Source organism: Bacillus sp. LQ16, assembly GCF_057784645.1.
This window is the reverse complement of sequence record NZ_CM173491.1, coordinates 1,029,005-1,055,958: the sequence shown is the minus strand read 5'-3', so window position 1 is coordinate 1,055,958 and position 26,954 is coordinate 1,029,005. Positions and strand designations below refer to the sequence as shown.

At 32.4% G+C, this 26,954-nt stretch carries 33 protein-coding genes and 1 pseudogene; 15 read left to right on the top strand and 19 right to left on the bottom strand.

What is annotated here, in order from left to right; all coding sequences use genetic code 11:
• Window positions 1–54 precede the first annotated feature (54 nt).
• From sigB to rsbV, 3 genes are read right to left on the bottom strand one after another with little or no spacing between them, the layout of a single operon-like run.
• Window positions 55–831, bottom strand: coding sequence for an RNA polymerase sigma factor SigB (gene sigB, locus AC3EMB_RS05325; protein WP_015055091.1), 777 nt, complete (start codon window positions 829–831; stop codon window positions 55–57).
• On the bottom strand, window positions 794–1,276 hold the full coding sequence (gene rsbW / locus AC3EMB_RS05320; RefSeq protein WP_003269702.1) for an anti-sigma B factor RsbW: 483 nt from the start codon (window positions 1,274–1,276) through the stop codon (window positions 794–796). Before rsbW ends, sigB begins: the two co-directional genes overlap by 38 nt.
• Window positions 1,277–1,282: 6 nt before the next feature.
• Window positions 1,283–1,621 carry an anti sigma b factor antagonist RsbV gene (gene rsbV / locus AC3EMB_RS05315; protein ID WP_002106052.1) on the bottom strand — a complete coding sequence of 113 codons (339 nt, stop codon included), beginning with the start codon at window positions 1,619–1,621 and terminating at the stop codon, window positions 1,283–1,285.
• A 196-nt stretch (window positions 1,622–1,817) separates the two neighbouring features.
• Between rsbV and AC3EMB_RS05310 the strand changes: the two genes are divergently transcribed.
• Entirely contained in the window at window positions 1,818–2,018 is a 201-nt protein-coding gene (locus AC3EMB_RS05310) for a hypothetical protein (RefSeq protein WP_029442044.1), read from the top strand.
• Between the two features lie 180 nt (window positions 2,019–2,198).
• Here AC3EMB_RS05310 and AC3EMB_RS05305 read toward each other — a convergent pair whose 3' ends face one another.
• From AC3EMB_RS05305 to AC3EMB_RS05295, 3 genes are all read right to left on the bottom strand, one after another.
• Window positions 2,199–2,450 carry a GlsB/YeaQ/YmgE family stress response membrane protein gene (locus AC3EMB_RS05305; RefSeq protein ID WP_000522903.1) on the bottom strand — a complete coding sequence of 84 codons (252 nt, stop codon included), beginning with the start codon at window positions 2,448–2,450 and terminating at the stop codon, window positions 2,199–2,201.
• Between the two features lie 75 nt (window positions 2,451–2,525).
• Entirely contained in the window at window positions 2,526–2,726 is a 201-nt protein-coding gene (locus AC3EMB_RS05300; RefSeq protein ID WP_053565102.1) for a CsbD family protein, read from the bottom strand.
• A gap of 50 nt (window positions 2,727–2,776) precedes the next feature.
• On the bottom strand, window positions 2,777–3,166 hold the full coding sequence (locus tag AC3EMB_RS05295) for a YflT domain-containing protein (RefSeq protein WP_053565103.1): 390 nt from the start codon (window positions 3,164–3,166) through the stop codon (window positions 2,777–2,779).
• 213 nt (window positions 3,167–3,379) lie between these two features.
• On the opposite strand from AC3EMB_RS05295, the gene AC3EMB_RS05290 reads away from it, so the two are divergent.
• On the top strand, window positions 3,380–3,835 hold the full coding sequence (locus AC3EMB_RS05290; RefSeq protein ID WP_053565104.1) for a hypothetical protein: 456 nt from the start codon (window positions 3,380–3,382) through the stop codon (window positions 3,833–3,835).
• Between the two features lie 82 nt (window positions 3,836–3,917).
• Here AC3EMB_RS05290 and AC3EMB_RS05285 read toward each other — a convergent pair whose 3' ends face one another.
• Window positions 3,918–4,331, bottom strand: a complete 414-nt coding sequence (locus tag AC3EMB_RS05285; protein WP_075719446.1) for a hypothetical protein — start codon at window positions 4,329–4,331, stop codon at window positions 3,918–3,920.
• A 353-nt stretch (window positions 4,332–4,684) separates the two neighbouring features.
• Between AC3EMB_RS05285 and AC3EMB_RS05280 the strand changes: the two genes are divergently transcribed.
• Together AC3EMB_RS05280 and AC3EMB_RS05275 are read left to right on the top strand one after the other, a co-directional pair.
• A complete protein-coding gene (locus AC3EMB_RS05280) occupies window positions 4,685–4,792 on the top strand; it encodes a YjcZ family sporulation protein (protein WP_000505670.1) in 108 nt (35 codons plus the stop codon).
• Between the two features lie 301 nt (window positions 4,793–5,093).
• Complete coding sequence (locus AC3EMB_RS05275; RefSeq protein ID WP_000700210.1) at window positions 5,094–5,333, top strand: DUF2798 domain-containing protein; 240 nt, start codon at window positions 5,094–5,096, stop codon at window positions 5,331–5,333.
• Window positions 5,334–5,664: 331 nt separating this feature from the next.
• Here the strand turns inward: AC3EMB_RS05275 and AC3EMB_RS05270 are convergent, their stop codons facing one another.
• From AC3EMB_RS05270 to AC3EMB_RS05245, 6 genes are all read right to left on the bottom strand, one after another.
• Window positions 5,665–6,573, bottom strand: coding sequence for an alpha/beta fold hydrolase (locus tag AC3EMB_RS05270; protein ID WP_488517550.1), 909 nt, complete (start codon window positions 6,571–6,573; stop codon window positions 5,665–5,667).
• A gap of 507 nt (window positions 6,574–7,080) precedes the next feature.
• Window positions 7,081–7,698, bottom strand: coding sequence for a DUF6241 domain-containing protein (locus AC3EMB_RS05265; RefSeq protein WP_488517549.1), 618 nt, complete (start codon window positions 7,696–7,698; stop codon window positions 7,081–7,083).
• Between the two features lie 151 nt (window positions 7,699–7,849).
• On the bottom strand, window positions 7,850–9,583 hold the full coding sequence (locus AC3EMB_RS05260; RefSeq protein ID WP_488517548.1) for an S-layer homology domain-containing protein: 1,734 nt from the start codon (window positions 9,581–9,583) through the stop codon (window positions 7,850–7,852).
• Window positions 9,584–9,886: 303 nt separating this feature from the next.
• Window positions 9,887–10,024, bottom strand: coding sequence for a Phr family secreted Rap phosphatase inhibitor (locus AC3EMB_RS05255; protein WP_071731857.1), 138 nt, complete (start codon window positions 10,022–10,024; stop codon window positions 9,887–9,889).
• Window positions 10,021–11,124: a response regulator aspartate phosphatase gene (locus AC3EMB_RS05250; RefSeq protein ID WP_488517547.1), complete on the bottom strand. Its 1,104-nt coding sequence runs from the start codon at window positions 11,122–11,124 to the stop codon at window positions 10,021–10,023. The genes AC3EMB_RS05255 and AC3EMB_RS05250 overlap by 4 nt, the downstream gene beginning before the upstream one ends.
• Window positions 11,125–12,289: 1,165 nt before the next feature.
• The gene (locus AC3EMB_RS05245; protein ID WP_000488870.1) at window positions 12,290–12,571 is read right to left on the bottom strand and encodes an LCI fold-containing protein; all 282 of its coding nucleotides are present in this window, start codon (window positions 12,569–12,571) and stop codon (window positions 12,290–12,292) included.
• 365 nt (window positions 12,572–12,936) lie between these two features.
• On the opposite strand from AC3EMB_RS05245, the gene AC3EMB_RS05240 reads away from it, so the two are divergent.
• Window positions 12,937–13,830 (top strand): helix-turn-helix domain-containing protein, encoded by an 894-nt coding sequence (locus AC3EMB_RS05240; protein ID WP_000395459.1) that lies wholly within the window; start codon window positions 12,937–12,939, stop codon window positions 13,828–13,830.
• Between the two features lie 430 nt (window positions 13,831–14,260).
• Here the strand turns inward: AC3EMB_RS05240 and AC3EMB_RS05235 are convergent, their stop codons facing one another.
• Window positions 14,261–14,407: a dihydroxyacetone kinase, ATP-dependent gene (locus tag AC3EMB_RS05235; protein ID WP_088024815.1), complete on the bottom strand. Its 147-nt coding sequence runs from the start codon at window positions 14,405–14,407 to the stop codon at window positions 14,261–14,263.
• 43 nt (window positions 14,408–14,450) lie between these two features.
• Window positions 14,451–14,840 carry a hypothetical protein gene (locus AC3EMB_RS05230; protein ID WP_000940664.1) on the bottom strand — a complete coding sequence of 130 codons (390 nt, stop codon included), beginning with the start codon at window positions 14,838–14,840 and terminating at the stop codon, window positions 14,451–14,453.
• 292 nt (window positions 14,841–15,132) lie between these two features.
• Here AC3EMB_RS05230 and AC3EMB_RS05225 point away from each other — a divergent pair, with 292 nt between their 5' ends.
• Window positions 15,133–15,684: a DUF4352 domain-containing protein gene (locus AC3EMB_RS05225; protein WP_001228903.1), complete on the top strand. Its 552-nt coding sequence runs from the start codon at window positions 15,133–15,135 to the stop codon at window positions 15,682–15,684.
• Between the two features lie 192 nt (window positions 15,685–15,876).
• Here the strand turns inward: AC3EMB_RS05225 and AC3EMB_RS05220 are convergent, their stop codons facing one another.
• On the bottom strand, window positions 15,877–16,227 hold the full coding sequence (locus AC3EMB_RS05220) for an SH3 domain-containing protein (RefSeq protein WP_000946191.1): 351 nt from the start codon (window positions 16,225–16,227) through the stop codon (window positions 15,877–15,879).
• Between the two features lie 229 nt (window positions 16,228–16,456).
• Complete coding sequence (dhaK, locus tag AC3EMB_RS05215) at window positions 16,457–18,208, bottom strand: dihydroxyacetone kinase subunit DhaK (RefSeq protein WP_000720701.1); 1,752 nt, start codon at window positions 18,206–18,208, stop codon at window positions 16,457–16,459.
• 178 nt (window positions 18,209–18,386) lie between these two features.
• Here dhaK and dhaS point away from each other — a divergent pair, with 178 nt between their 5' ends.
• The 6 genes from dhaS (at window position 18,387) to AC3EMB_RS05185 (ending at window position 22,713) form a co-directional block, all read left to right on the top strand.
• Window positions 18,387–18,953 carry a dihydroxyacetone kinase transcriptional activator DhaS gene (dhaS, locus tag AC3EMB_RS05210; RefSeq protein WP_000204210.1) on the top strand — a complete coding sequence of 189 codons (567 nt, stop codon included), beginning with the start codon at window positions 18,387–18,389 and terminating at the stop codon, window positions 18,951–18,953.
• 19 nt (window positions 18,954–18,972) lie between these two features.
• Complete coding sequence (gene dhaQ, locus AC3EMB_RS05205) at window positions 18,973–19,971, top strand: DhaKLM operon coactivator DhaQ (protein WP_488517546.1); 999 nt, start codon at window positions 18,973–18,975, stop codon at window positions 19,969–19,971.
• A 582-nt stretch (window positions 19,972–20,553) separates the two neighbouring features.
• The gene (locus tag AC3EMB_RS05200; RefSeq protein WP_488517545.1) at window positions 20,554–20,856 is read left to right on the top strand and encodes a S8 family serine peptidase; all 303 of its coding nucleotides are present in this window, start codon (window positions 20,554–20,556) and stop codon (window positions 20,854–20,856) included.
• 1 nt (window position 20,857) lies between these two features.
• A complete protein-coding gene (locus AC3EMB_RS05195) occupies window positions 20,858–21,445 on the top strand; it encodes a S8 family serine peptidase (RefSeq protein ID WP_488517544.1) in 588 nt (195 codons plus the stop codon).
• An 18-nt stretch (window positions 21,446–21,463) separates the two neighbouring features.
• Window positions 21,464–22,273, top strand: a complete 810-nt coding sequence (locus AC3EMB_RS05190; RefSeq protein WP_488517543.1) for an SAR2788 family putative toxin — start codon at window positions 21,464–21,466, stop codon at window positions 22,271–22,273.
• Window positions 22,273–22,713 (top strand): hypothetical protein, encoded by a 441-nt coding sequence (locus AC3EMB_RS05185; RefSeq protein WP_416474691.1) that lies wholly within the window; start codon window positions 22,273–22,275, stop codon window positions 22,711–22,713. Before AC3EMB_RS05190 ends, AC3EMB_RS05185 begins: the two co-directional genes overlap by 1 nt.
• Before the next feature lie 161 nt (window positions 22,714–22,874).
• Here AC3EMB_RS05185 and AC3EMB_RS05180 read toward each other — a convergent pair whose 3' ends face one another.
• Window positions 22,875–23,510, bottom strand: coding sequence for a hypothetical protein (locus tag AC3EMB_RS05180; RefSeq protein ID WP_488517542.1), 636 nt, complete (start codon window positions 23,508–23,510; stop codon window positions 22,875–22,877).
• Between the two features lie 127 nt (window positions 23,511–23,637).
• Complete coding sequence (locus tag AC3EMB_RS05175) at window positions 23,638–24,273, bottom strand: VanZ family protein (RefSeq protein ID WP_488517541.1); 636 nt, start codon at window positions 24,271–24,273, stop codon at window positions 23,638–23,640.
• A gap of 244 nt (window positions 24,274–24,517) precedes the next feature.
• Here AC3EMB_RS05175 and AC3EMB_RS05170 point away from each other — a divergent pair.
• From AC3EMB_RS05170 to AC3EMB_RS05160, 3 genes and pseudogenes are all read left to right on the top strand, one after another.
• Window positions 24,518–24,619 (top strand): annotated as a pseudogene (locus AC3EMB_RS05170) (TetR family transcriptional regulator); the annotation flags it as partial.
• Between the two features lie 194 nt (window positions 24,620–24,813).
• Window positions 24,814–25,125, top strand: a complete 312-nt coding sequence (locus AC3EMB_RS05165; RefSeq protein ID WP_000433732.1) for an ArsR/SmtB family transcription factor — start codon at window positions 24,814–24,816, stop codon at window positions 25,123–25,125.
• Window positions 25,126–25,406: 281 nt separating this feature from the next.
• Window positions 25,407–26,582: an MFS transporter gene (locus tag AC3EMB_RS05160; RefSeq protein WP_098975901.1), complete on the top strand. Its 1,176-nt coding sequence runs from the start codon at window positions 25,407–25,409 to the stop codon at window positions 26,580–26,582.
• The last annotated feature ends 372 nt before the right edge of the window (window positions 26,583–26,954 follow it).

The following is a 26,954-nucleotide window of genomic DNA, read 5'->3' as shown; positions in this document are numbered from 1 at the left end:
TATACTTAATAAGTACCCCTTTTCTCATGTTTTAAACATAATTATTTTAAATTTTTATGTATCTAAAAATGCGGCTTGCTTCAATTTACTTATCGCTTGTCTTTTAATACGAGAAACGTGCATTTGTGAAATACCTAACCGTTCCCCTGTATCTTTTTGATTTAAATTTTCTCCAAATATATAATGAATAACACTCTTTTCCGTATCATTTAATACGTTAAAAATATCCTTTAAAACGAGACGCCTTTCTGTCTCTTCATATCCTTGCTCTACTTCACCTACAGATTCAATTCTCGCTACCGAACTTCCATCAGATGAATTTTCAACTACATCATCTAAGGAAGATACTCGATAATTATTTTTCGCATCCATAATCTCTAGAACTTCCTCTTCCGATAGTCCTAAATGATTTGCAATTTCTATTATCTTCGGTGAACGTTGCAGGTGATCTGTTAACTCCTCTATCGCAAGTTTAATTTTCCCGCCCAAATCTTTAATTCGTCTTGGAACGTGAATGCCCCAAGTTTTATCGCGTAAATACTTCTTTATTTCCCCTACTATCGTAGGTATTGCAAAAGGCTCAAAAGCATTCCCTATCGAATAATCATACCTTCTTATTGCACCTAAGAGCCCTAACATCCCTACTTGTATAATATCCTCATGCATCGGCCCGCCTTTTGAATAGCGATATGCAATGGAATATACGAGATTTTTATAATGATCAACTAACCTTTCCTGCGCTTCATTACATTGGTTTTGTTGGAATTCTGCAATTAGCTTAATAACGTCTTCTTTAGTAAGAGTTGTAGGTTGAGATTGGATTTCCATCATTCTCCACCTGCTCTCTTTGTATATATTTTGTCATTAAAACTGTCATGCCCTCATCATGCATAATTTGTATATCATCCATTAATGTATTGATTAAATATAAACCTAAACCATTTTCCGGCAAATGTTCTACTGGTTTACTAATATCATACGGACCAACTTTTCTTTTTAAGTTATTAAAATCAAAGCTAACCCCATTATCCGCAACCATAATTTCTAATCGATCTTCATATAGCCCAAAGACAATTGTAATTTCTCCAACGTCTTCTTTGTATGCATGTTGTACAATGTTTGTACACGCCTCACTAATAGCAATTTTCATATCTTCTATATCGTCATAAGCAAAGCCCATTCGATTCGCAACACCAGCCATTGTTAAACGAATAATAGCCACATATTCTGCCTTTGCAGGAATTTTCATTTCTATCTTTTCAAATCTCTCCATCATCCCTAGTCACCTTCTTTCTACTTTTTCAAAATCGGAATTCAAATTTAATATTTCTGTTAACCCTGTAATATCGAATAATCTTTTTAATCTTTTAGATACACCGATAAACTCTAGTTTTCCATCATTTTTCTTAACTGCTTTTAATAGCGCTATAAAAACACCTAAACCAGTACTATCCATATAATCTACGTTATGAAAATCTACTACGATATGAACCTCTTTTTCGCTTGTAATAGGCATTACCTTATTTTTTAAATCTGATGCCGTATACGCATCAATCTCACCATTAAGTTGTACCGTATAACCTACATCATTTTGCAAAATATTTATTTCCAAATTCATCATTTCCGCCCCCTTATCTCAAACTTTTACTATTTAATTACCCATAAAAATTAGGTTTAAACATATTTTTTTATTTTCATTATAAATAAATTTTCTACACCTTTCTCGGCTTAACACTTAAAAAATACTACCGAATGTTTAAACCTTATAAATTTGTGTATGTATAATGTATAAACATTATTTTTAGGGGGATCTATCTATGGAAGAGCACAACTTTAAAAAGGGAGATTTTGTTCAATTTTCTTATCGACACGATCATGCTACAACGTTAGTTGGTTCCATTATTAACATACTAACAAATACAATTGTAGTTGATATAGGTAATAGCGAGGACTTATCTCATATAGAACCGAGGCAGGTCGTAAGAATAAATAATTGTGAAAAAGTAACGATGGTTTAATACATAATAAAAAGTGTAATTTCAATGAGTGGGGGCCTTCATCCCCCGCTTATTCCTATGCAGATTACATTAAAAAAGCATCCAAATTAGTTTAATTGGATGCTTTTTTATGTATATTTATCAGTTCATTCACTTTATAGTTATATATAATAAACTTAAGATTACTATTCATTATCATACTTACGCTTTCCGTAGCATTCTAGAGAAGAATGTAACGATTAAAATAAAGACGATTGCACCTAATAACGCTGGAAGAACAAAAATGCCTCCCCATTCAGGACCCCAATGACCAAATAATGCACTACCTACCCAAGATCCAATCAAACCAGCAATCACATTACCAACTATACCTAAAGGAAAGTCTTTTCCCGTAATCATTCCAGCTAACGCACCAATAAGTCCACCTACAATACACGTAATAATAAGTCCCACAATTAAACCTCCTATATTCGTTTTATATTGGATTTATCAAGCTTTGGTATGTAACCAAAGCTTGATAAACATGTATTATTCTTTATTATCCAATCCATCACTTATCTTTTGTTTCACTTTTCCGACTTTTTCTTTTATAGTTCCCTTCGTCTTCTCCCACTTCCCTTCATTTTTCAACTCTCTATCTTCTGTAACTTCACCAATTCCTTCTTTTAATTGCCCTTTTTTCTTTTCAACTTTACCAGTAATTTGTTCTTTCAGCCCGCTCTCACTCATATTTCCCATCTCCTTTTCGTAATAGATTTATAGATGTAAAGGGTACAAAATTAAATAGAATACATGCATCTTCTTTCTTGTAACCATTCACCGACTCTTTCTAAATCCTTAACGAATAACAAGATTTTTCCTTCATCCAGCTTTTCTTCATAAAAGTTCGCTTCTTCCTCATTAAGCCCTAACTCTTGCATTTTATTTCTTAACTGATCTCCTGTTTTTTGAAAGACGTTAATAATGCTTGTCCCAAGTCCTTCCTCTTTTATTCCAATCGTGTTCACGTCTGCATTATCTGCGATTCTATCTGTCCTCTCTTTCTCATGTGTTAACACGTAAATATCTTTTTGTTCTATTCCTTTCTTCACTAGATCATTCGCCGCATTCATGACCTCTTTCTCCGTAATAAATTCATATACAAAAGGTTTACTATACTTCGTTTCCATCTTTAACTTCCTCCTTTAAAATGAATTATTTGTTATATTATATGTAGTACACCTATTTTCGAAATGTTAAACATAAAATATGAAAAAAATTATGTGAATTTTAATTTTAATAGAAAATGAACAACATCATTTACCACTTTAAAACATCTTCCCCTTACAATAACTACCTAAATTAACAGAAAATTGTTATAATTAAATTCAAGGAGGGATACTATGAAAAAAATCATATCTATATGCGCTCTAACCGCTCTATCTTTCACTTTAATAGGTTGTACAAGCACCTCGGCTACAGATAAAGCTTCACAAGTTAAGCAAGAACACACACAACATACCTTTCAATTAAACTCCGCAAATATTTCAGACATTGAAATACTAAAAACAACAAATCATACTACTTCCAAATCTCAAACAGATAACGAAGAAATGATAAAATCTATCGTTTCAGCAGTTCAAAATGGAACACCTAAAACAATCACTTTAGATCAAAAAAAGAGAGAATCTGCACATTCTACTATTACCGTTACATATAAAGATGACTCAAAAGAAGAATTTCTTGTATGGGTTGATAATAAGGAACAAATTACAATCGCTAAAAATGAGAAGAAAGATAAGGTAGAAGGTGTGATAGTGAATATTAAAGATGCTAAAATGATGAAGGATTTCTTTTAAAATTCTAGTTAACGTAAAAAAAGAGTAGGATTACATCCTACTCTTTTTTTACTCATGCCCAATAAATAGACTTTTATAAAAGCTATTTAAGGTCTAATTTTGCTAAATCATGTTGTAAAACATTATTTCCTTCTTGTGGGTTAAATACGATTGCACTAAGACCAAAAACATTCGTAACAACATCTCTATCTTTCGGACGAATGATTCTTACTTCATAAGCAAAAAGTGCTGGAGGAAGAGCTGCTGAACGAAAAGTAACATATCGATTAGGTGGCAATGTTTGCGTTGAAGGGTCTATTAATGGTAACAATACCGGAGAACCAGATGACCAATCAAACATTTCAACAGTTACTCTACGAGTATCGTCAGGATCAACATTCATAGCATCCACAGTAAGAAATAACGTAGCGGAATGTCTACGTAATATACCCGTTGATAAAGTTTCATTATGATGTTCACAGTATTTTTTTGGAGGGTGACCATAGCCATAACTCATACCAATTCCCCCCTTTCATTTACAATTAAGGACAAGTATTCCTTATAATATATAATGCTAGTATTCTTTTATTGAAAGGTATAAAAGCGGATTTCCATCTATATTTTTAGATATTTTGTTTTTTATTTATTCGCTTTTAAAGAATGATATAGACTCTCCTATTTTGCCTTTGAATTCCTTCTAAGAATTTCTGCCCTCATCAATCGAGGCCTTACTCCCCGGCAAATAGCGGGATAAATCTATTTTGAAAAGGACCTGCTCCATTCATTCGTAAAAGCATACAGTAAATGGAATCCGTTAAAACACATGAGTGACCCCTTGGTTTTCCCTTCCTATTAAAAGGAGGAACTGTTATGGGCTTTGGTGGTAGTTGTGGTGGCTGTGGCTTCGCCGGAGGATTTGCTTTATTAGTTGTATTGTTCATTTTATTAATCATCGTTGGAGCTGCTTGCTTCTGCTAAAAAACTATCGGAAAAGACACTTTTATATAAGTGTCTTTTCTTCATAAAAAATACGCAATGTGCAGTTTAAGTGTAAGATGTAGTATTACATTCCCCCCTCCAAAATGAACTTCGATACTATAAATTTCGTTTAGGTGCAATCTTAAAATTTTAGTTTAATAGCAATATGGTGAAACCCTATTCCAGATAATATTGATATTGCAGTAAAGTAAAACAAACTGGACAACCTAGATTTCAAACTGTAAGATTAGATGTTGGTGAAATTGGGCAGCAAAGCATATATAGAAAATAGGTGTTAATTTTGAAAATCAATAAAAAATTCGAACCAATAATTTTTAATATCTTTATGATTTTAGGTATATCTAGTATTATCTCTTTCGTCATGGTTTCAATGAATGTTGGATATACAGCTTTATTTCTCAAATCATGGATGAAAACATGGGGAATTGCTTTCGTACTTGCATTTTTAGCTTCTAAATTATTACCCTTTGTTGTTAAAAAGATAATGAAAATCTTCACTTTTGTTGAGAATGATGCTTAAGAATAAAGTGATGTACTACTCCGGTTCATTCCAATTAAAAGAGTTTATTATCACAAAAACTTAACCTAGTAAAATGTTTCAAATCGAAGGAAGACATCTTACAGGTTGTCTTTTCTTTATAAGTAAAAAAAGCCCACCTATTTCCGTAGGCGGGCTTTATCTTTATTACACAATACGAAATTATACTCTCTTTTTCACTGAAATTTTATGTAATTATACATATTCATGAAAGTAGAAGAATTAAACTATGCCAAAATAAAAAATGGGCTCCCCCCCCTAAATAGCTATATAGAGATGAAGTTGTTATGACAACATATTTTCCACTTTCAACTTAGTTATCCTTAGAATGCTTTTCTACAAAATCAAGGATCCTAGCATTAACCTCGTTAGAGAACTCACCATTGATTGCGTGAGATGCATTTTTCCAATTAACTATATCAATATCTTTAACGTATTTTTTTCCAGTTTCAACTGCTTTTACCGAATTGTGCATTGTACTTTTTTCAGCCATAAGTGCAAGCACTGGAATATCAATACTTTTTAAGTCTTCTTTACTAAATAAATCAGGCGCTGGTGTTTTCAGTTTATAGTTACGCATACCCGACTCGATTAACTTAGCGATAGGCTCATCGTCACTTGCTTCTGCTCCTCCAGAAACATAGCTTAACATCTTTTCTCTTAAAAACTTAGGTACAATAGGAACGGAAGCTGGAATAGATGCCAGAATCATTTTTATGGATATTTGCGCAAATACAAAGACTGGATCTAATAAACTAGCCGTAGCAATATGCTCAGGATTATATCTAGCCAAGTTCATTGTTGTCCAGCCTCCAATGGAGACACCCACGATATGCACTTTTTCTAAACCTAATCCTTCAATTACTTCATTTAGCCATTCTGCTTGTTGCTTTTGGTTTTCAATCACCTTCGTTTGCACACTCATCCCAGGTTCACCGAGTAAGTCTATCGTATAAACAGGCCTTTTCTCCCTTAGCCCTTCTAAATTTGGGCCCCACATTGGAGTAGATGCACCGCGTCCAGGGAGTAAGAGTATTGGTTCCTTATGTTTGTTTTCTTCTTTAGTAAAGTAATAAGCACGAATTGTGCCATATTTAGTTTTTATATCTTTCATTTCGTTAGGTTTTGGAAGGAGTGCCATTGATTCATCGTAGGCAATTTGAAAATCTTCCTTTCCTTTTTCAGATATAAAGTGACCAATCTTATTATCGTCTCTCTTCATTTGAATTCCTCCTTCCTACAAATATATGGATGAACTTTATCTATATATTCATCGTAATCATCCATTGAAAATTTATCTTCTTTAAGGCAAGACTCTTATTTAAAAAAAAGAATAGACACCCTAAGGTGCCTTCCTCCGACTTGAACCATCTTAATTTTAATAATATGTATTGGACTCCAGTCCAACTATTATTTTACCACGTTAAGTTGTTTTGTTTATTAAGAAATACAATGTTTTATTTACGCTAATCTTCTGCATTAGTTCATTTTGTAGTCCGTGCAGCGGTTAACAAGAAGATAATAGCATTGATGACACCTAAAAGTCCCTGCTTAATCCACATAGATAATGCAGCATTTGTGCCAATGGCTAGAAAGATAAGCATTACTGTGTATCTATTGAATCTCAGTATAGACAACCTCCCAATGGGACTATATTTAAGGGAATTTCATCATTTTTTTGTTCCGTAAAACATTGTACTTCCTAGTGAAGAGAAATTCAGTTTTACTTCTATAACTCGCCCTGTTTCCACTCTTTATTATGGATGTCCAATCCTTCTTGACCAAAGAAATGGAGAATAAATTCTTTTTCATCACTATCAGGTTTTTTAGCTAGTTTAGATCCCTCCATACTTTGCTTTTTTCCTGAACGTAAATAATGAATTTCTTCAAAGTCTTTAACTACAGATACGAACTCTCCATCATACCATTTGTTCAGAATAGATTCATATTTTGGTCTTTCATCATTATTAATAACATTTAAGTTGTTTTTTAAGTATTGAATGTTTTCTTTCGTCATTTGAAATCGCCCTACATCACGGGTACCGGAAACATGAAGATTATTCCCATTGAATGTGAGTTTTTGTAAAGACATATGTATCATCCTATCATTTATAGTTTGCTCGTTTTGGATTTCACCAATCGACTGTGCCGCTTTAGAGAGTTCATCTTCACTTACTACATAACTATCTTTTTGCTGCTTTTGAATGGTTTGAACTTTCGGTTTTTCCTGAACCTTTTCTTCTTGTTTAGGTTTTGATTCAGTTGTAGTCTTCTCATTTGAGCTACAAGCAGCCATTCCCATAAGCAATGTACCGCATGTTAATGCCATTAGTAACTTTCGGTTCATTTTTTTCCGCCTATCTGTATTAGTTATTTTAAACAGTTTTTTTAATGTAAGATTTCTCATCTTATAGTAGCAAAGAATTTATCTGTATATTGTCATGTTTTGTCGAAGAATAATAAAAAACAACCTAGATCCTATAGGATCTAGGTTGTTTTTAATACGTAAACGTAATCGTCACTAAAGAATACCCTTCTTTCGCATTGTAAGGCTCCGCTTTATAAGAAACTCGATTTGCCCCTTGCGGATAATCGATTTCGCCAATTGCCTTTTTCACATCTTGCAGTGCACCATTCATTGATTGCTTGTACAGCACTTCAATTTTCTCTGGTTTCGCACTATAGCGCTGCTGCATTTTATTTTTTAATTCGGTATAGTTGTTTGCGATATATTCAGTTCCTAAATAGTTTAACTTTGTATCTTTTAATATTTGCTGATATGCAGGCGTTTTCGTACTACCTGCCGCAATTTTGTTTGTCAGTGTACTATAATAATTTGTTGTAGCTTGCGGATAGTCTCCGCGGTTCCACTCATGATTTCTTGCGATTTGTTCATCTGATAAATTGAAATACGAATACGTTACGCGGCCCTGTTCATCTGGAACCGGATCATCGAATGTTGTATCAAGGTGATACCATTTATTTTCGATTTTCACTAAATTCCAAGCATGAGGTTGTCCGTCCCCAGTTCCTGTCACGAAATGATTTTCAATTCCTGCTTCTTTTAATAATTGATACGTTAATAGTGCGTAACCTTGGCAAACCGCAGAACGATTTACTAGTGCTTCATATGCTGTGTAAGCTTTATAAGACGTATCATAAGAAACATGTTTTACTACGTAATCATGAATCGCCTTCACTTTTTCGTGATCATCCATTCCAACTTGAGTAATAGAAGAAACGATTGCTTTCGCTTGTTTCATGACATATTCCGTCTGTTCTTTCGTTTCACGATATGTAATCTTAAGCGTAAATGTATAATTTCCAGGTGATCCAGAAAGTCCATATGAAACATTCGATTTATTATTATTTGTATACTCATTTTTACTTGCAACTTCTTTATATGCGTTAAAAAGTGTATTCATCACTTCGTTTGTATTATTGTTTTTCGTTTTATATGGAAGTGTAATATTTGTCTCGTATGTATTAATACGCTTTTTTACTTCTTCTTTAAAAGCTGTTAATAATGCCGCATCTCCTGTGTCTTTCACATCAGCATTTTTATACTTCAAAGTTTTATATAAAAACTGTGCATACTGTTCACGTGTAACTGTGCCATACGGTTCAAAATTCCCGTTCCCTGTGCCATCTGCGATTCCATTTGACTGCACTGCACTAATTGCGTTTTCTGCCCAAAATGGATTTGGAACATCCTTAAAGGTATGTTTTTGTTTTGCCGCAAGATGGAAAGCATTTGTAAGAATTTGTGCCATTTCCGCACGACTCACAGAAGCTTTCGGTCTAAATTGGCCATTTTCATCACCTTTAAAAACTCCTAAATTCGTTAAAGTTAATACCTCTTCTGGAAACATTGTAGAACTTTGATTAATATCACCGTAAGGATTTTTAAACGTAGACCCATCCTTTAATACGTAACGAGTTCCATCATTACTAAACGAACCGCCTTGTTTATTCGGTACTAACACTCGATAAATTAAAGCCGCAACTTGCTCCCTTGTCGCAACATCTCCAAAACCAAATATCCCATTCCCATAACCGGAAATAATATTTTTACTCGCTAAATCTTTAATCGCAGGATATGACCAATGTGATGTCGGCACATCAGAAAAAACACCCACTTCAGCAGCTTTTACATCGCTACCATTTGTATATAACAACGCACCACCAATAAGTGATAATGATGTAATTGATTTTAATAGTTTTGTATACATAATGTCTTCTCCCAATACGTTCTCTATTTTTGTTGGTTTATGTCGAAAAATCTAAAAATATGACAAAATATATTATACAATTAAAAGTTTTTAAGGGATATATTGAATTTTAAAATATGCAAAAATTCATATTGTTATAAGGATTCATAGTGATATTATGTTATTTTACTTGCGAATATATAAATAAAAAAACGCTCATCTGAGCGTTTCATCTATATACTTATTAGTTACTTTTTCTTCACTTAGAACTCTTCTTCGGTAATCATCCTTCGATCTAACAACTCTTTATACTTCAATATTTCTTCAGCCCCACGGCTCTCCATGCGTATATTGTATAACACTTGTTGTATTGACCTTTGATTGGTCCGTTGAAACATTTACTCCATTTAATAGTATGACCGTAATTATTAATCCAATTGAACTGCTGATGATCCTTTTCATTTTAAAGCCCCTTTCTGAAAACCTTTTTCTTTATATCCTAAATAGAAGTATTCACTAGATTTTATTGAATTTCCTTCTTCATGATATTTAACCGCTAATTTTTCAGCATATTCCTGGACATATTGCCATAAACCTACTTCATTAAAGAAAGAAATTCCTTTAGAAATGGCTAACTCTAATTCTTCAGCAGAAACATTCTCATTCATTTCTTTTAGAATTGTAAAATGATGTTCATATTCTTTTTGTTCCAGTTCATTACAAATTATTAATCCTTTTTCAATTAAGGACGCTGCAAGCTTTGTCTTTCCTAACTTTAAATTCTCTCTAGCCTCCAAAAAAATCGCTCTAAAGTGATTCGGAATTTTTTGTGATACTTCTGATAAGTAACGAAGTGCTAAATCAGATAGGTTTTGCTCTGCATACATAACCCCTAAACTATGTCGAACTCGTAACATTAGCTCCTCTTCATTCTGCTTTTTCAAAATATCCAGAGACGACATGAAATAAACTTCTGCTTGTTCAAATTCATTTAGCTTTACACATGCTAAACCCAGAACATTGTCACATGCTGCCACCTTCCTGCTATACCCGTACAGCCCTTCAAATGTATTCCTTGCTCTAGTTGCATATTGAATTACTAAAATAGGCTGGCAAACGTGATAATAATAGCTTGATAGCTTAAAGTTAAATTCTGCTTTTTCGATTGGATCTTGAATATTTCCCAACAAAGATTCTGCTATTCCATAATGCTTTTCAGCCACTTTAAAATCACCGTTTACTGTAGCATGAGAAGCCTTAAAGAAATGGTAATAATATAATAAAGATTCATCTGATGGAGCTTCATCTAACTTCATTTTTCTTAGATCATTCTTAGATATGTCAGATTGATGGGGATAAAACTCTGCACTTAACATTTTAAATCTAAAATCTACAAGTGAATAAAACTCTGTATTCTTTCGATCTTCTTCCATACTATTAACTTTTGTATCAATACTTTGTTTTAATTCCTTTGCCTTAGAGAAATTCTGTGAACGAATTTCTCTATACCACTCATGTAAAAGTAAATTGATTTCTTCCTTTTTTATTACATGTACACTCATATAGCCCCTTCTCCTTTGTCTATAGATTACTAACATAATAACAAAAATCTTCCAGTAAAACTTTTAATTTTCTGAATATTGTTGTTTCAAAAAAATTTCTCAATACAATCCCACCATTTTATCCCTTTAAACTATAACTTGTTCTGTTCCTTATTCGTTTCTATATAAAAATAACACATCATTATTAATAGTGATGACACATGAAAGTCTATCCTTTCATAAGAAAGCCTCTTTTCTTTTGTACATTATATCCATTAGGACTCATTTATTTTTTACGAAACCCACCCTTTTGCTTCCGCCGGCGACGAGGAGTGGGGTTTTTGTTATCTTTTTCTAAAATTTGTTTCCTAAAAACATACGCAGAAATTTTACGTACAATGGTTTTCACAAATACTTTTAGAAGTTCAAACAAAACTCCATTAGAGATAGTTTTATTAAATTTTTCACCACTAGCCGCAAAAATATCTTATAATCCCTATATAACAAATTAATGTATTAGGAGTAGATAAAATGCCAGTTACACTCGAACTTATTCTTTTCATTCTTATAGCAATTAGTACTGTTGGCTATTTAATAAAAGAATTTCAAAAAACTAGGAAACGAACACTTGGAATTTCACTAGAATTTTTAGTTCTTTTCTGGTCAATATGGAGAATATCAACTATTATAATCTAATTTATAAAACATAAATTCCTTCGAATGAAGTGAAACTCTAATCAGCGGGCGTTTTATGGGATAAATTTACCAGTATTTTTACCACAACATTCATGTTAAAATCCCTTGTGAGTACGACATAACTCGACCTTATGAAGCTCCGTAGCTTTTATCGCGGAGCTTTTTTTATTAAAATTAACGCTTTTGTTCACTTTTTTGATACATTTACGAAACATTCATATGTTACGTTATATAAGTCCTTTTTTAAATCTTATTCATTCTAGCAAAAAGTCCTAGTCCCCCTAGGGCTTTTTTGCATTCAAACAATGAGTTGTATTTTTTCTCAATAATCGAAACTACTTAACGTCGTAAAATAATAATTAGACTGGAATTTAATACCATATTACAATGGATCAAATCGCAAAAAGCACCTTAGGGTGTCTTTTTTATAGAGAATCAGTTTAAAAACTAAAAATAAAAGAACCTCAATAAATGAGGTTCAAAAAATCTACTATTTTAAATTACCTTCGTAAAAAGCAACTCCATTTTGAACATGTTTTAAGTACCACGTAATCGTCCCGCCACAAACATTTTCATTAAAACTATTAGCATATACTCCATTTGAGTAATAAAGAGTTCTTTTGAATTTACCATTAGAATACTCATAAGGAATTGAGCATGTTGCTTGCTTCGGAGAGCTCACAGCTTTTTGCGTATCAGCTGAAGCTGCACCAATTCCCCCTGTTAATGCAATACCTGTTGCTACTGCTCCTACTACTAATTTCCTGAACATAATAAATCCCCCTTTAATAGTTTTTATAGCTTACAACTTAAATGTATCACTTTTGTAATTTATGTAAATATCTTGAATATGTAGAAATATTTATTTAATTATTGGTAATATTAGGATTTTATTTTATCAAATGAATAATAGAGGGATTAGAAAAGCATGTAAAAATACAGATAAGTTTATATTAAATGAATGTGGTTCAAGTCGGCGAAAGGAACTTTTGGTGTCTTTTTTGTACATAAAAAAATCTCACCATCTTATAGAAACGATAAGCCCTTTAAAACAATAATTGCAACTATATTAATTTTACATTACATTAAGGTTAGAGAATATCATACTAATAAAGTGTTAAATAGTAGGTGGGGAAAATGGAATTTAACGATTTGGGTATTACCATTAAAGAACTTAGAATTAAAAAAAATATATCACAATCCGACTTATGTCACGGAATATGTTCACAAAGTCAAATTAGTAAGATCGAAAAAGGTGTGATTTATCCATCTAGCATATTGTTATATCAATTATCAGAAAGACTTGGTATTAATCCAAATAATATATTTGCACTAACTCAAAACAAAAAATTAAAATATATAGAAAATGTAAAATTTGTAATAAAAGATTGCTTAAAACAAAAACAATATAAAGAACTTTATGAAATAGTAAAAAAAGAGAAAAACTTAAATAATTTTCAAACAAAAGAAGAGAAACAGTTTCTAATATGGCATGAAGCAATTGCTATATTTATGGTGGATAAATCATTAAAAACTGCTTTAGATTTTTTAAATAATGCATTAAAACTGACTTTAACTAATTCTGATTTTTTATCAGAAAGAGAAATAGATATTATGCAAACAATGGCTATATTTTATGCGGAAAATAAAGAATATGAAAAAAGTATTAATATATTAAAAAGATGTTTAAGTAATTTTAATAAGTTAGATTTTCCTAGAGATAAAGAAATTAAGTTGAAAATCATGTTAAATTTAGCAAAATCTTTGGACTTCACATATCAACATGAAGAGGCAATAAAATACATTGATAAGGGCATCAAATTAGCAATTAATCTAAATACGTTATACCTATTAGGTGAACTATTCTATTTAAAAGGTCAGCTTTTATTAAAAATTAAACAACATAATGTAGAAGATGTTATTTATAACTGGAAAAAAGCATTATTTATATTTGAACTAACAGAAAAAGAATATTATACAAAAATGCTACCAGATGAACTTATTGAATTACAAAATAAAAAACACTCATAATTTCGTAAAAACTACTTACAAATCCCACAGAAAAAATCCCTATAGCTTTTAAACTTAGAACGATAATATTAAAATAATTTAAGTCGGCAGAAGGAACCTTTTGGTGTCTTTTCTTTATTTTTACAAGGACCTGCTCAATTAATTCTTAAAAACATACTGAGAAGCATTGTTTTATTTATCCCATTTTCATTCATGCTATATATAAAATTCGTTAATAAATCCACCTCAAACATACCTATATGCATAGGAGTATGTTTGAGGTGGAACTCCTTCAAATACTAGTTCCTTTTATAAGCCGTTTTTTTGATGTAGATGACATTATTTTCAATACAATAGAATGAATTATTGGAACATATTTAGCAATATATATCAAAAAACATATTAAAAAAACCCTTCACCTTAAGGTAGAAGGGATCTTCTAATTTCTATTTCAAACTACCCGAAATCTCCGTAAAGGTACCCCAAGCGCATGTGCACCTGCATCTGAATATCCTAAACTTCTTTCACCAACTACCGCTCCTCTGCCGAACGATCTTTCACCAATAGATTGTATGCCGTGAAATGCTACTTGTAACATTTCAATTCAGATATACGACAGTAAAGAATACATTATCACAGTGTCAGCAAGCAAAAGTGTATTCTGCATTTCTGAAAACAGTAGATGGCAGATTATGACCTACTGAATCTGCTAAGAAAGAATATACAAGAACATCCTTAACATCCTCTCTATTTCCACTAATGATGACATCAAGGAAATCTTCTACTTGGAATTCTGGAGTAAACAACACAATCTTAGTTGTTCTGTTTGGTTCTAAAGAAACAAAAGTACGAGAGATTTCAACTAATTCATTTTGAGTTGGGAAAAAGGTGTTTCGACTTCTCTTAACAGTTACCGTTACATTACTAGTATGACAGCGTGAATCATTGTTTAACATAATGTTGAGAGCAGTTGGAATAATCCCATTTTCAGAAACTGGAACTCGAAACACTCCAGTAGATTTATGAGCCATATAATCACATCCTTCCAAAATAAAATATATTTACAATATATTAAATGCAAAAAACGTTCATTTTAATATGGACAAATTACATGATTAATATATCTATAATAACCCTCGGTATTACTAAGCCAATGTTTTAAAAGATTAACAAATATCGCGAGAACCAATCGAATGTATATTAAAAGTAAAAAGAATAAGTTGTCTAAAAGACCCCCTATTTTGAGCCAATAATGAGACATTATGTTAATCTTATATGTATAGCTGCACAAAATTGAGAAACTTAAGGAGACAGATAAATTTTATGAGAAAATTATCTATATTACTTACTTTCATTCTAGTATTAGTCAGTGTTACGGCTGCTTGCACACAAGATAAAACAGATAGTGCCGTTGAAAATGGTCCAATAGAAGAACCAACCGCAAAAAATGAAAATGAAGAATTAATAAATTTTGAAGAAAAAGAAGAGATGAGCCGCTTGGAACAAGGTATTTTATTAGTTGGCGAGAGTGTTAAGGGAGGCTATTACTTGGCCGCTGTTCAAAGTGCATATTTAAATGCTAGCAACGATTCCGTCATTGTTAATGTCTCTGTAAAAAATGTACGAGGTCAAACGATTGGGCTATCAGAATTAAAATATAACTTAAAAGATGAAAAAGACGGAAAGATCTATAAAGGAAAGGTGCTTGATCAAAACCCTTCTGATATACAAGTTAAACCAAATGAAACGGTAGAATTGAAAATAGCTTTTGAAGTACCACATACCGTAGATGAATATATGTTTTATATTGAAAGCTCTTTAGACCCTCTACAAACATACTGGAAAATTGATAAGCTGCAATCACAAACAAACTAAGTCTAAAATAAGCAAAAAGCAATGAAAAATTTGATATAGATACAAATGAATACTATATAAACGTAAGACCATCGATTTAATGAATCGTTGGTCTTTTTCAAAAAATGCCCCATTAAAAACTAAGAGATAAAAAAGAACTAATCTCTAGAAGAGATTAGCTCAATATATCCAAAGCTATTATGGTACATAGTTTTATGAGCAAACGTTATATAATGTTGTATGGGATACATAACCTGTCATCCCTTTATATGTAACTTTTAACCACTGTTTAGAATTACTGTAATGACCTTGAACATATTCACCAGTTACCCATGTTCCAGTAATTTTCGTACCATCATTAAATGTATGTAAGACAGGTGAATCGACAGTATAACCACTGCGCATCTTTGCACCATATACACCTACCGTACCTCCCTTTGCACAAGCTGCTACTACATTTTCATTTTCAGTAGCATTCGTAGCCGCGAAAGCAGAGCCGTTAAATGTAAATAAAGTAAATATAAAAGCTGTTAGTACTGTACAAATAGATAAACGACGTAACAAAATAAATTCCCCCTTTTTTTATAATTTACTTCTTCACAAATGATTATCTTAAATATTCTAACTATTTTCAATATATTAATGTTGAGAAATATTAGTTGTATTTTTGAAATAAGATTTTATCAAAAACAGTAACAAACTCATATTTTACTGAGAAAGAACCGAAAGAAGTCTTCTACATATCAACTATATAAAAATCCCTCCACCTTAAGGCAGAGGGACTTGCTAATTCCTATTTCAAACTACCCGCAATCTCCGTAAAGATAACTCCAAGCGCATGTGCACCTGCATCAGGATATCCTAAACTTCTTTCGCCAACTGTACCAGCGCGGCCCATGCGAGCTACGATTTCTTTCGTGTACTCTGCGCCTTTAACGGCTGCTTCTGCACCTTTTTCAAAGGCAGTTTTTACGTCTACTTCGTTTGAGGCGCTATCTAACCAAGAATCTACACATGGAGCAAGTGCGTCAACTAATGTTTTGTCACCAACTACCGCTCCTCTGCCGAACGATCTTTCACCGATAGATTGTATGCCTTGCAGTGCTGCTTGTAACATTTCAGCGAATTCTTTCACTGTTAGCTCACGTTTTTCGCCTGCTGCTTTACTAGCTGCGCGGAATGCTCCGCCCCAAATTGGACCAGATGCGCCGCCGCAATGTTCCATAATAATCATGGAGCAACCGTCAAGGAATGATCCGATCGTTACGTTTTCTTGTTCTACAATAGAATGCCACTCACGTTTTAATTGCTTAAATCCTTTTGCAACACTCATTCCGAAGTCACCGTCACCTGCATGTGTATCTAACTCACAGAACGGTACTTCATTTTTAATAATAATGTCGCTCATTTTATCAACGAGATAAATCATGTTGTTTAATGTAATGACATTATTTTTAATCACAGCGTGCTCTTCCGCTGTTTCTAGTTCAAAGGAAACTTCCTTCTCTTCTGTTTCTTCAAGTACATTCACGTACTCTACACTTTCAACTGGTCCATCTACTTTAAACGCTGGTGTATTACATTCTTTTGATAGTAATGTTTTTAGCTCGTCATCTAACTTCATTACCGTTAAAGACATACCAGCCATATCAATACTTGTCATATAGTTACCGACGAATACTCTATTAATTTTAATGTTTCTTGCAGCTAGTTCTCTCGTAACGGCGTTGTTAAATAAGTAAAGTTCTTGCAGTGGTGTTCCGCCAAAACCGTTAACTAGAAGTGCGATTTCCTCGCCATCTTTTACTCCTAAATCTTTCATTAAATCATTTGTCATACGGTTAGCTAATTCATCAGCCGACAGCATTTTTTCACGCTTAATTCCTGGTTCGCCGTGAATACCTACGCCGTATTCCATTTCATCTTCCGCAAGTGTGAAAGTGGGTGATCCGCTCGCTGGAACTGTACAAGACGTTAACGCTAAACCGATTGTGCGCACGTTAGCCGCTGCTTTTTCTGCTACAGCTTTCACCGCTCCTAAATCCATACCTGCTTCCGCTGCTGCGCCGGCAATTTTATGAACTAAAATAACTCCCGCAACGCCGCGGCGTCCTACTGTATATAGGCTATCTTCTACCGCAATATCATCGTCCACTTTTACGTAGTCGACTTCAATTCCATCTTCCGTCGCTAAATGCGCACCGTTTTTGAAATTCATAATATCGCCGCTATAATTTTTAATAATTAATAACGTACCTTTTTTACTAGCTGTTTCTTTAATTGCTTGATATACCTGAATTTGTGAAGGTGACGCAAACACATCTCCGCACACTGCCGCATCTAACATTCCTTTTCCGACTAATCCTGCATGTGCCGGCTCATGACCACTACCGCCGCCGCTAATTAACGTTACTTTATTTTCGTTCATTTCTTTCTTCTTAATTACTTTATGTTTTTTCAAAAGCTCAAGCTCTGGGTGAGCCATAACCATTCCGTTGCACATTTCCATTACTAATGTTTCTGGTTTGTTTATAATCTTTTTCATTGTAGTTCTCCCTCAATTCCTTTAATATATTGTGATATATTTGAAATCTTCTTCTTACTAACCATGTTAAAATGAAAGCGTTTTATAGTAAACGGACAAAATGGACAATCTGTCTAAAGACACCGCTCTCATTTATAGATAGGATTTTTATATTAATAACATTCTAGGGATGATTTAGATGACCTCTTCTATAATTTCTAAAAAGATAATCGCGAACTCATTGAAGTATTTAATGGAAACAGAGTCGTTTCATAAAATATCAGTGAGCGATATTATGTTACACTGTCAAATGCGTAGGCAAACTTTTTATTATCATTTTAAAGATAAATTTGAACTATTAAGCTGGATTTATAAAGAAGAAACGAAGGAAAACATTATCGATTTTCTTGACTATGAAACGTGGGAAAACATTTTCGATTTATTATTTGATTACTTTTATGAAAATCAAAAATTTTACCGAAATGCTTTTAAAGTTATTGAGCAAAACTCGTTTAATCACTATTTATTTGAGCATACGAAAAACTTATATATGAAGATTATTGATGAACTATCTGTGAGCTGTGGATTCAGCCTTTCTGATGAGACAAAAAATACGATTGCCTCCTTTTATAGTCACGGCTTCGTTGGAACGATAAAAGATTGGATTGAAAGTAAGTGCGAAGTAGATCCTTCCATTATGTCTTCTCTTATGAAAAATATGATAAACAATCAATTACTACTATTACTTGAGCAATCAGCAAAGTAATTAAAGGGTGGCAAAAGCAATGAAAAAGATTATGAATGATGTACAAAATATCGTTCAAGATATGCTGCATGGCTTTTATTTTGAACATAACGACAAAGTAAATTACGATGAAACAAATAACATCATTTATGTAAAAGATATCGAAAAAATGAAGCAAGGCGTCGCTATTGTAAGCGGCGGTGGTAGCGGACATGAACCTGCTGATATTGGTTATGTAGGAAAAGGAATGCTTACGGCGGCAGTAAACGGAAGCATCTTCACTCCTCCAACAGTGGAACAAATTGTAGCAGTAACTCGCCTCATACCAAAAGATAAAAGTATACTATTCATCATCAAAAACTTTAAAGATGACGTAGAAAACTTTCTAGCAGCAAAGCAAATTGCTCAAGAAGAAGGAAGAAAAATTGACCATATCATCGTAAATGACGACGTTTCAATTGAAGATGATGCTTCGTTTAATAAAAGAAGACGCGGCGTAGCTGGCACTGTTTTCGTTCAAAAAATATTAGGTGCGGCCGCTGAGAGTGGACATTCTTTAGAAGAACTAACAACAATCGGGCAAGCTGTCATCAAAAACTTACACACATTAGGAGTTGCTCTTTCACCTGCAAACGATCCAGTGAAAGGAAAAGCTTCCTTCACACTAAACGAAGATGAAGTGTTTTATGGCGTCGGTATTCACGGAGAAAAAGGTTACCGTAAAGAAGCACTATCCTCTTCTGAAATATTAGCGATTGAACTGATGAACAAACTAAAAAGCATTTATCGCTGGAGAAAAGGTGACAACTTCGCTATTCTCATTAATGGATTAGGTGCGACACCATTAATGGAACAATACATTTTCGCAAATGACATTCGTCGTTTGTGTGAGCTGGAAGGATTGCAAGTGACATTCGTAAAGGTTGGTACGCTGTTGACTTCTTTAGATATGAAGGGTGTTTCGCTCAGTTTGCTTAAGGTAGAGGATTTGGATTGGGTGAAGTGGTTGAAGGAAAATACGGAAACTGCTAGTTGGTAGCCGGTAATAAAAATAGCCGCAATCTATTTACAACCGGATTGTGGCTATCTTAGGTGAAAACAAACGATTTTTTAAGGAGATACAATTGGTAATACTAATATAATCTTAAAAAGCAGCGTAATAGTAGGCTGTAAAAGATCTGCAATAATATTTAATGTTGTAAAAAAGAAGGTATTTTTAAATAATCCATGTTTATTCAATTTTTTATCAAATAAGTTTAGAAACACAATCTTAAAAAGTAAATTAACAGACTTTAAGTTTACTAAAATTATATGTAGCAGAAGTTACATTATAAAAAGGGTCTATAAAACTGAGAAATAATAAAAAATGTATTTAAGCGTGACCGTTAATGTCTCTTTTTTTTCCACAATACTACTTACCTCATCAAACATACCAAATTATATAAAAAATCTACGAATTATATACACAATATTTACAATTCACCTCATTAAATTAAACCAACTATATGTATATTTTAACAAAAAAATACACAAAATTACATAATTGTTTTATATAGGGTTATATATAAAAATTAAAACATTCTAAATTCCGAATATTAACGGAGGTGAAAATATTAAAAAATTGACTAAATACTTTCTTTTTAGTATTTTTTTCATTTCGCTTATTGGCTGCTCAAATCAAAAAGAAAAAGAGACTACTACAACTGCAAATTGGGGGTATAAGGTTATACACTCAAATCCCCTTTTTACAAAATCTACATCTAAGCAAGAAATTAAAATTGCTATCGTAGATAGTGGAATTAAAGAGGAACATATCGCTTTACAAAATAAAATAGTAGATTCCTATAACGCTATCGCTCCTGATCAAAAAGCAACAGATAATTTAGGTCACGGTACAGCTTATTGCAGGCATAATAGGTGCTAATATGCCCGATGAAAACATGATAGGTTTGGCACCAAATGCAAAATTATATAATGTTAAGGTTTTAAATAGTCAAGGAAAAGGTGATATTGAAACAGTCATTAGAGGTATAAAATGGTGTATTGATCAAAAGGTAGACATTATCAACATTAGCTTTGGTTTTGAAGCTAATCATTTCGAGTTAGAAAAAATCATTAACAAAGCATTAGAAAATGAAATTATTGTTATTGCTGCATCAGGTAATACATTGGGATTAAGGGTAGATTATCCAGCAAAATATGACGGCGTTATTTCTGTTGCTGCGTTAAAGCCCGACTTAACAAGATATAGCTATTCTGGAAAGGGTAAAATTGATTATTCCGCACCAGGGAAAAATATTATATCTACCCATAGCGATGGAGGATTCAGTGAATTTAATGGAACTTCTTTCTCTGCAGCATTTGTCACTGGAACTATCGCTCATCTCATGGGAAGTTCAGCAGAAAACATTAATAGTAATAACATAAATTCGTTCCTAAAACCATTTGTGAAAGATTTAGGACCAAATGATTTTGATGAAAAATATGGGCATGGGTTAATACAAATTAATTAAGAAAAGAGGATAATAACCTTGAAAAAATTAATAATTAGATTACTTGTACTAACAATGCTATTCTCAATTTTGCCGAATTTCGAATTAACTCAAGCTTCTATTAATTCGAATAATGAAACAGATGTTATTGAGGTTGAAAAAGAAATAAAAGAAGATTTCGGGATAGAAGTTGCTGAACAATTAAACCTAGATGTAAAAAAAGAAGATAATTTAGTAGTAGTAAAAACTAACTTAGATACAACAGATGTTAAAGTTACAACGGAAATGGAATATAATATAGATACAGAAGCTATTTTATTAGATGGTACAGTTGAAGAGAATGGTGAAAAAGTAAATCAAAAGTTTGAAGTGATATTACATGAAGTAGAAGAAAATAGCAATGAATTTTCTGCAACTTTTATCGATCAAGATACTGGCGAAATTTATGATATGAACACAATAGAAGCTCAAGCTTCAGCTTTACCACTCGTTATAATAGCCGTAGTAGCAAGGTATGGAATAACATACGCTATTAAAAAATATGGTAAATCAGCCGTAAACAGTGCAGTTAAAAGTAAAAGTTTTGGACAAGTTCTCTCCTCTGTATCTAAATTAGATGCAAATAAGAGAAATCATATTATGCAAGCAAAACATGATTGGTATAAAGTTACTAATAACAATTGGAATGATGTATCAAAGGTAATTTCTCATGTAATGCGATATGGAAGTGAATCTGCGTATGGATCCGCAAGGAAGAAAACATTAAACATGAATGAAAAAACAGTAACAGTTACTTTTAAGAGGATAAATGGCGACATAAGAATCAGTGATGCGTGGGTGAATAAATAATGTTAAAAAATCTAGAAAATCTTATCACTTCGGCCGATTTCGAAGAGGCTGAAAAATTATTTAAAAACAATAGCTTTGAGGACTTCTCAGAAGAAATACTATATGTTACTTATGAAAATAGTAGTATTACCAAATATAGTTTTATAAATTATTTATTAATGAAAAAAGAATCAAGTGATTTACATGATCTTGCATTTGATTTACTAGTAAATCCTTTATGTCATATAGAAGGAGCATATCATTCTGCTTTATATCATGCTAAAAAATCCGTGGAGTTAACAAAAGAAGAAAATGTGGATAGTTTATTACAATTACTATTTCTTCATTCCGTACCAGATAAATTAATTTCTGATACAAAGGCAATTGAAATTTGCAATAAAATTTTAGAATTAGATGCTTCTAATGAAATTGCTAAAGAAACTATTAAGGAATTATGTTAAATAAGGGATTGCCATATGGCAATCCCCTATTTTTTTCATACAACACAAAAACTATCGAAATAACTACTTTCCTTACTTTTAAAAACACCGATTGCGTCGGTCTTAGCGAAGGTAACAGGAAACATCAAAGATGTTCACGTACTGGATCGCTTTCATTTCATTCATTTTCTTACATCAATAGTTAGCTCATCTGTAATCTGCTCAAGGTGGAAAAATGTTTTTATATAATCGATATTTGACCATTTTTCTTCTCCACCAATAATAAATAATTCTTGCGCATCATACATAAATGAAAAGCTTGGATAGAAACTGTCAGCCTTTATTTCAATCTCACCAGTACGATTACTGATAATCTTACAGTCTGCTGAATAGCTTAATAACGTATAGAGAGAATCTTGTGCTGATTGGAAGAAATACTTCATAAGTGTGGTTATATCATCAATATTAGTAAGTAACACTTTAAAAAAGTTCGTATCCCTTTTCTGATTAGTAAAAACTAGCTCAAAATGGAGTTTATTCTCTTCTAAAAATCCTTCAATAAAGTCACCGCGCAAATAAGTTTCAAATAACATATACATAGGAATTTTTTTATTTGCGCCTATAAATCCTTTAATGATTTCTTCAAATCCTTTATGCTGATTCCAATTCGTCCCCACACCTATCATAATCGGATGATTTAAATAGATAGGATACGGTGAGAACCCTTCATCATTTAACATATACACTCGTTTCCCACCTGTATGAAGTGCAGGCTGAGACTCTTTTAGTAAGTATTGAGATAATTGAACACTTAACACATTTACACCTACCTATCATGTAATACATAAACTGTATCTATTAAGTTAGAAAAAGGATGAACCATTCATATTTTATCGTGTTTGGGTGTGGAGAACGAGAATCATTTTATAAACAAGATCGCACATCTCATTGGAGGATTACAGGTCTACCAAATAAAGCTGGATGATAAATTAACATCGCCCCTACAAATGAACACACTAAACAAAAAACAGCCTCGTATTTTATAGCTAGAGAAGAGTTGGTATCAAGCTTTTTTCCCTCTCTTCTTAATATCATTTTAAAAGCTCTATATAATAAATACCCAATAATTGCCCCGAGGGTATTCGTAAATAAATCATCAATATCTGTAATTCTATTATTTAGTAATTGATTTAACTCAATAGCCAATGAAAAAAAGAATCCCGCGCATACCGTGTTTTTCATTTTTCTAAAGTGCGGCCAAATCATCGGTAATAAAAAACCTAACGGCATAAACAATACGATGTTCAAAAGATATGTAGTACTACCTGCCGTATCAAATAGAGTCAAGTTGATTTGACTTACACGAATCCACGTTTCATATCTACTTATATCCCATACAGTCGCGATCTGCGTCACCCTATACACTAACGAAAGGTAGAATAGAAAAACATACACCCATAAAAAATGCCGAATAGATATAATTCTTTTCTCTTTAAAATAAACTCCAATTTGAAACACAATACAAAACATAATAGTAAAGAAATAAGTATACAAATAACTAATCAAAACTCCTGTATCCATGTAGAATCCCCTAACTTTACATTTTCATCTATGACTTTGTTTTTTTTAGTCTCCTTCATGATGTAACTCATTTATAGGATAGGAAAAACTTTTAAAATAAAGAGTGGGGTAAACATAAAGTTTTTCTTAAATCTTCAGTTGGATTTTATTATTACTCTTCTTAAGAATCCACCATTGATAGCTAGGCAACAACATGCTTAAACCTAACAATACTATCATTTTTGCACGTAATCCTCGTAGTACTTTAACCGATAAAGCATATATAAAATCATGTGACTCGTTTGTTCAGTTAAAACATGAAATTAAGAAATATATGACGTACTATAATCACTCTTACTATCAATAGAATTTAAAAAAGATGACTTCTGTTTGCATACAGAAATCATCTTTTTTAGGTTGCCTAACTTTTTTTAAAATGTCCTTTACAAAGGGTACAGATCAAGAGCACCTTATTCCTATTCGAGGGTATAAACTATACCTTCTTCCCTTAAAATCACACAAACCCATTTACAAATCTATAAAAGTAGATATAATATCCTTATGGAACCTTCATTAATTTATAAAGCATTGTCAAATGAAACAAGATGTCAAATTTTATCATGGTTAAAAAATCCAGAAAACCATTTCGACGAAAAACCTTATTTAGAACAAGGAATTAATTTTCAGATTGGAGTGTGTGTAGGAGATATTCAGCTTAAAACTGGCTTAGCCCAATCGGTTATTTCTAGTTATTTATTAACTATGAAAAAGGCAGGACTACTAGACTCTGACCGAATTGGAAAATGGACATATTATCGTCGAAATGAAAAAACAATACAAGCGTTTTCTGAATACGTTCAAAATGAATTATAAAGTAAAAGCAAATAATCAACCTACCAATTGATTATTTGCTTTCACACATTCTGCTTTTATATAGCTGCCCAATACATTCTTTTTAAAACTTCGCTACCTATAAAAGAAAGAAACATAGAAAGGAGCATTTTTTTAAATATATCATATCTAGTTATTTAGATATCTGTTTTTGTGTTTAACATTACATAATTCTAATACTATTGACATCCAATCATGCTCATTTCTTTGTTAATAAATCGATTTCACTTTCAAAATAATAATAAGAATGGAGAGTTTTGCAAATGAAAAAAGTAAGTCCTTTACTTATTCTTACACTAGCAATAGGGGTGTTTGGAATTATTACTACCGAGATGGGTATTGTCGGTGTATTACCACAAATCACTCAGAAATTTGACATTTCAACTGCACAGGCAGGATTTTTAGTAAGTATATTCGCACTAGTCGTTGCTATTTCTGGTCCGTTTTTAATTCTGCTCGTCTCTAGTATTAATCGTAAAATAATTTTATTAATAGCAATCTTTATTTTTGTTATTTCAAATATAATCTACGCTTATACAACACAATTTGAAATCATGCTTATTTTTCGTATTTTACCTGCAGCACTTCACCCACTCTTCTTTTCAATCGCTCTTGTAACTGCTGCTAAACTTGTCCCTCCTGAAAAGAGTGGTCAAGCGGTTACAAAAGTTTTCATGGGAATTACGGTTGGCTTTGCACTAGGTGTACCATTAACCTCTTACCTTGCAGATCAATTTTCATTAGAAGTTGCTTTCTTATTCGGAGCGTTTATTAACGCCCTTGCATTCATTGGAATACTAATCTCACTTCCTTCTATGCCCGTTAAAGAAAAAATGTCTTTCGGCAAACAAATTCGTATACTCGGCAAACCAGGATTATGGTTAAATATTTTAACTGTCACATTCCTTTTTGCAGCCATGTTTTCCGTATACAGCTACTTCGCCGAATACCTTGCAAAAGTAACTTCCATGAATGGATCGCTCATCAGTATCATGCTATTCATATTTGGTATAGTTATGATTTTAGGCAATCATTTATTTGGTAGTCTCTTGCAAAGAAGCATAGTAAATACAGTAATATCGTTCCCTATTTTATATTCTATTGTTTACATATTGGTTTATTATTTAGGTTCTTATCTTGTTCCAATGATTTTCATGGTATTCATTTGGGGAATCGTGCATGCTGGTGGATTAATTGTTGGTCAAACATGGTTAATAAGTGAAGCAAGAGAAGCACCCGAATTTGGTAATAGCCTATTCGTTTCATTCTCAAATCTCGGAATTACTCTAGGGACAACTATTGGAGGCTGGTTCATTTCAAACTTAGGTATTCACCAACTTATTTGGAGTGGATTTATATTTACACTACTTTCATTTCTATTAATTATAATAAAACTAAAATTTTTCACTTCTAATAACCTAGCTTCATTATCAAGCTAGTACATTTCAGTTCCAAATTGGATAAAAAACATTATAAAGTGAAACTTTAATCAGCTCTCACCAATCGGGCGTTTATGGGCAGCCCGGCAAATAGCGGGATAAATTCTATATAAAATACTGGTTATTCTTCTTATAAGATTTTATAAACTATAAAGTATGACACTCAGAGCCTTTAGCTATAAATACAAGTTAAAGGCTTTTTATATAAAAACAAATTTAAAAGGTGCTAATCTTATAGAACATCATCAAAATAGAATACTAAAAAAAGGCTCCATTGCTGGAGCACTCAAAAAAAAATATAAATAAACGAATTAAAACAAGGAACAGACAATTAAAATATACAAATAAAACATAAATAAATCTATATATATG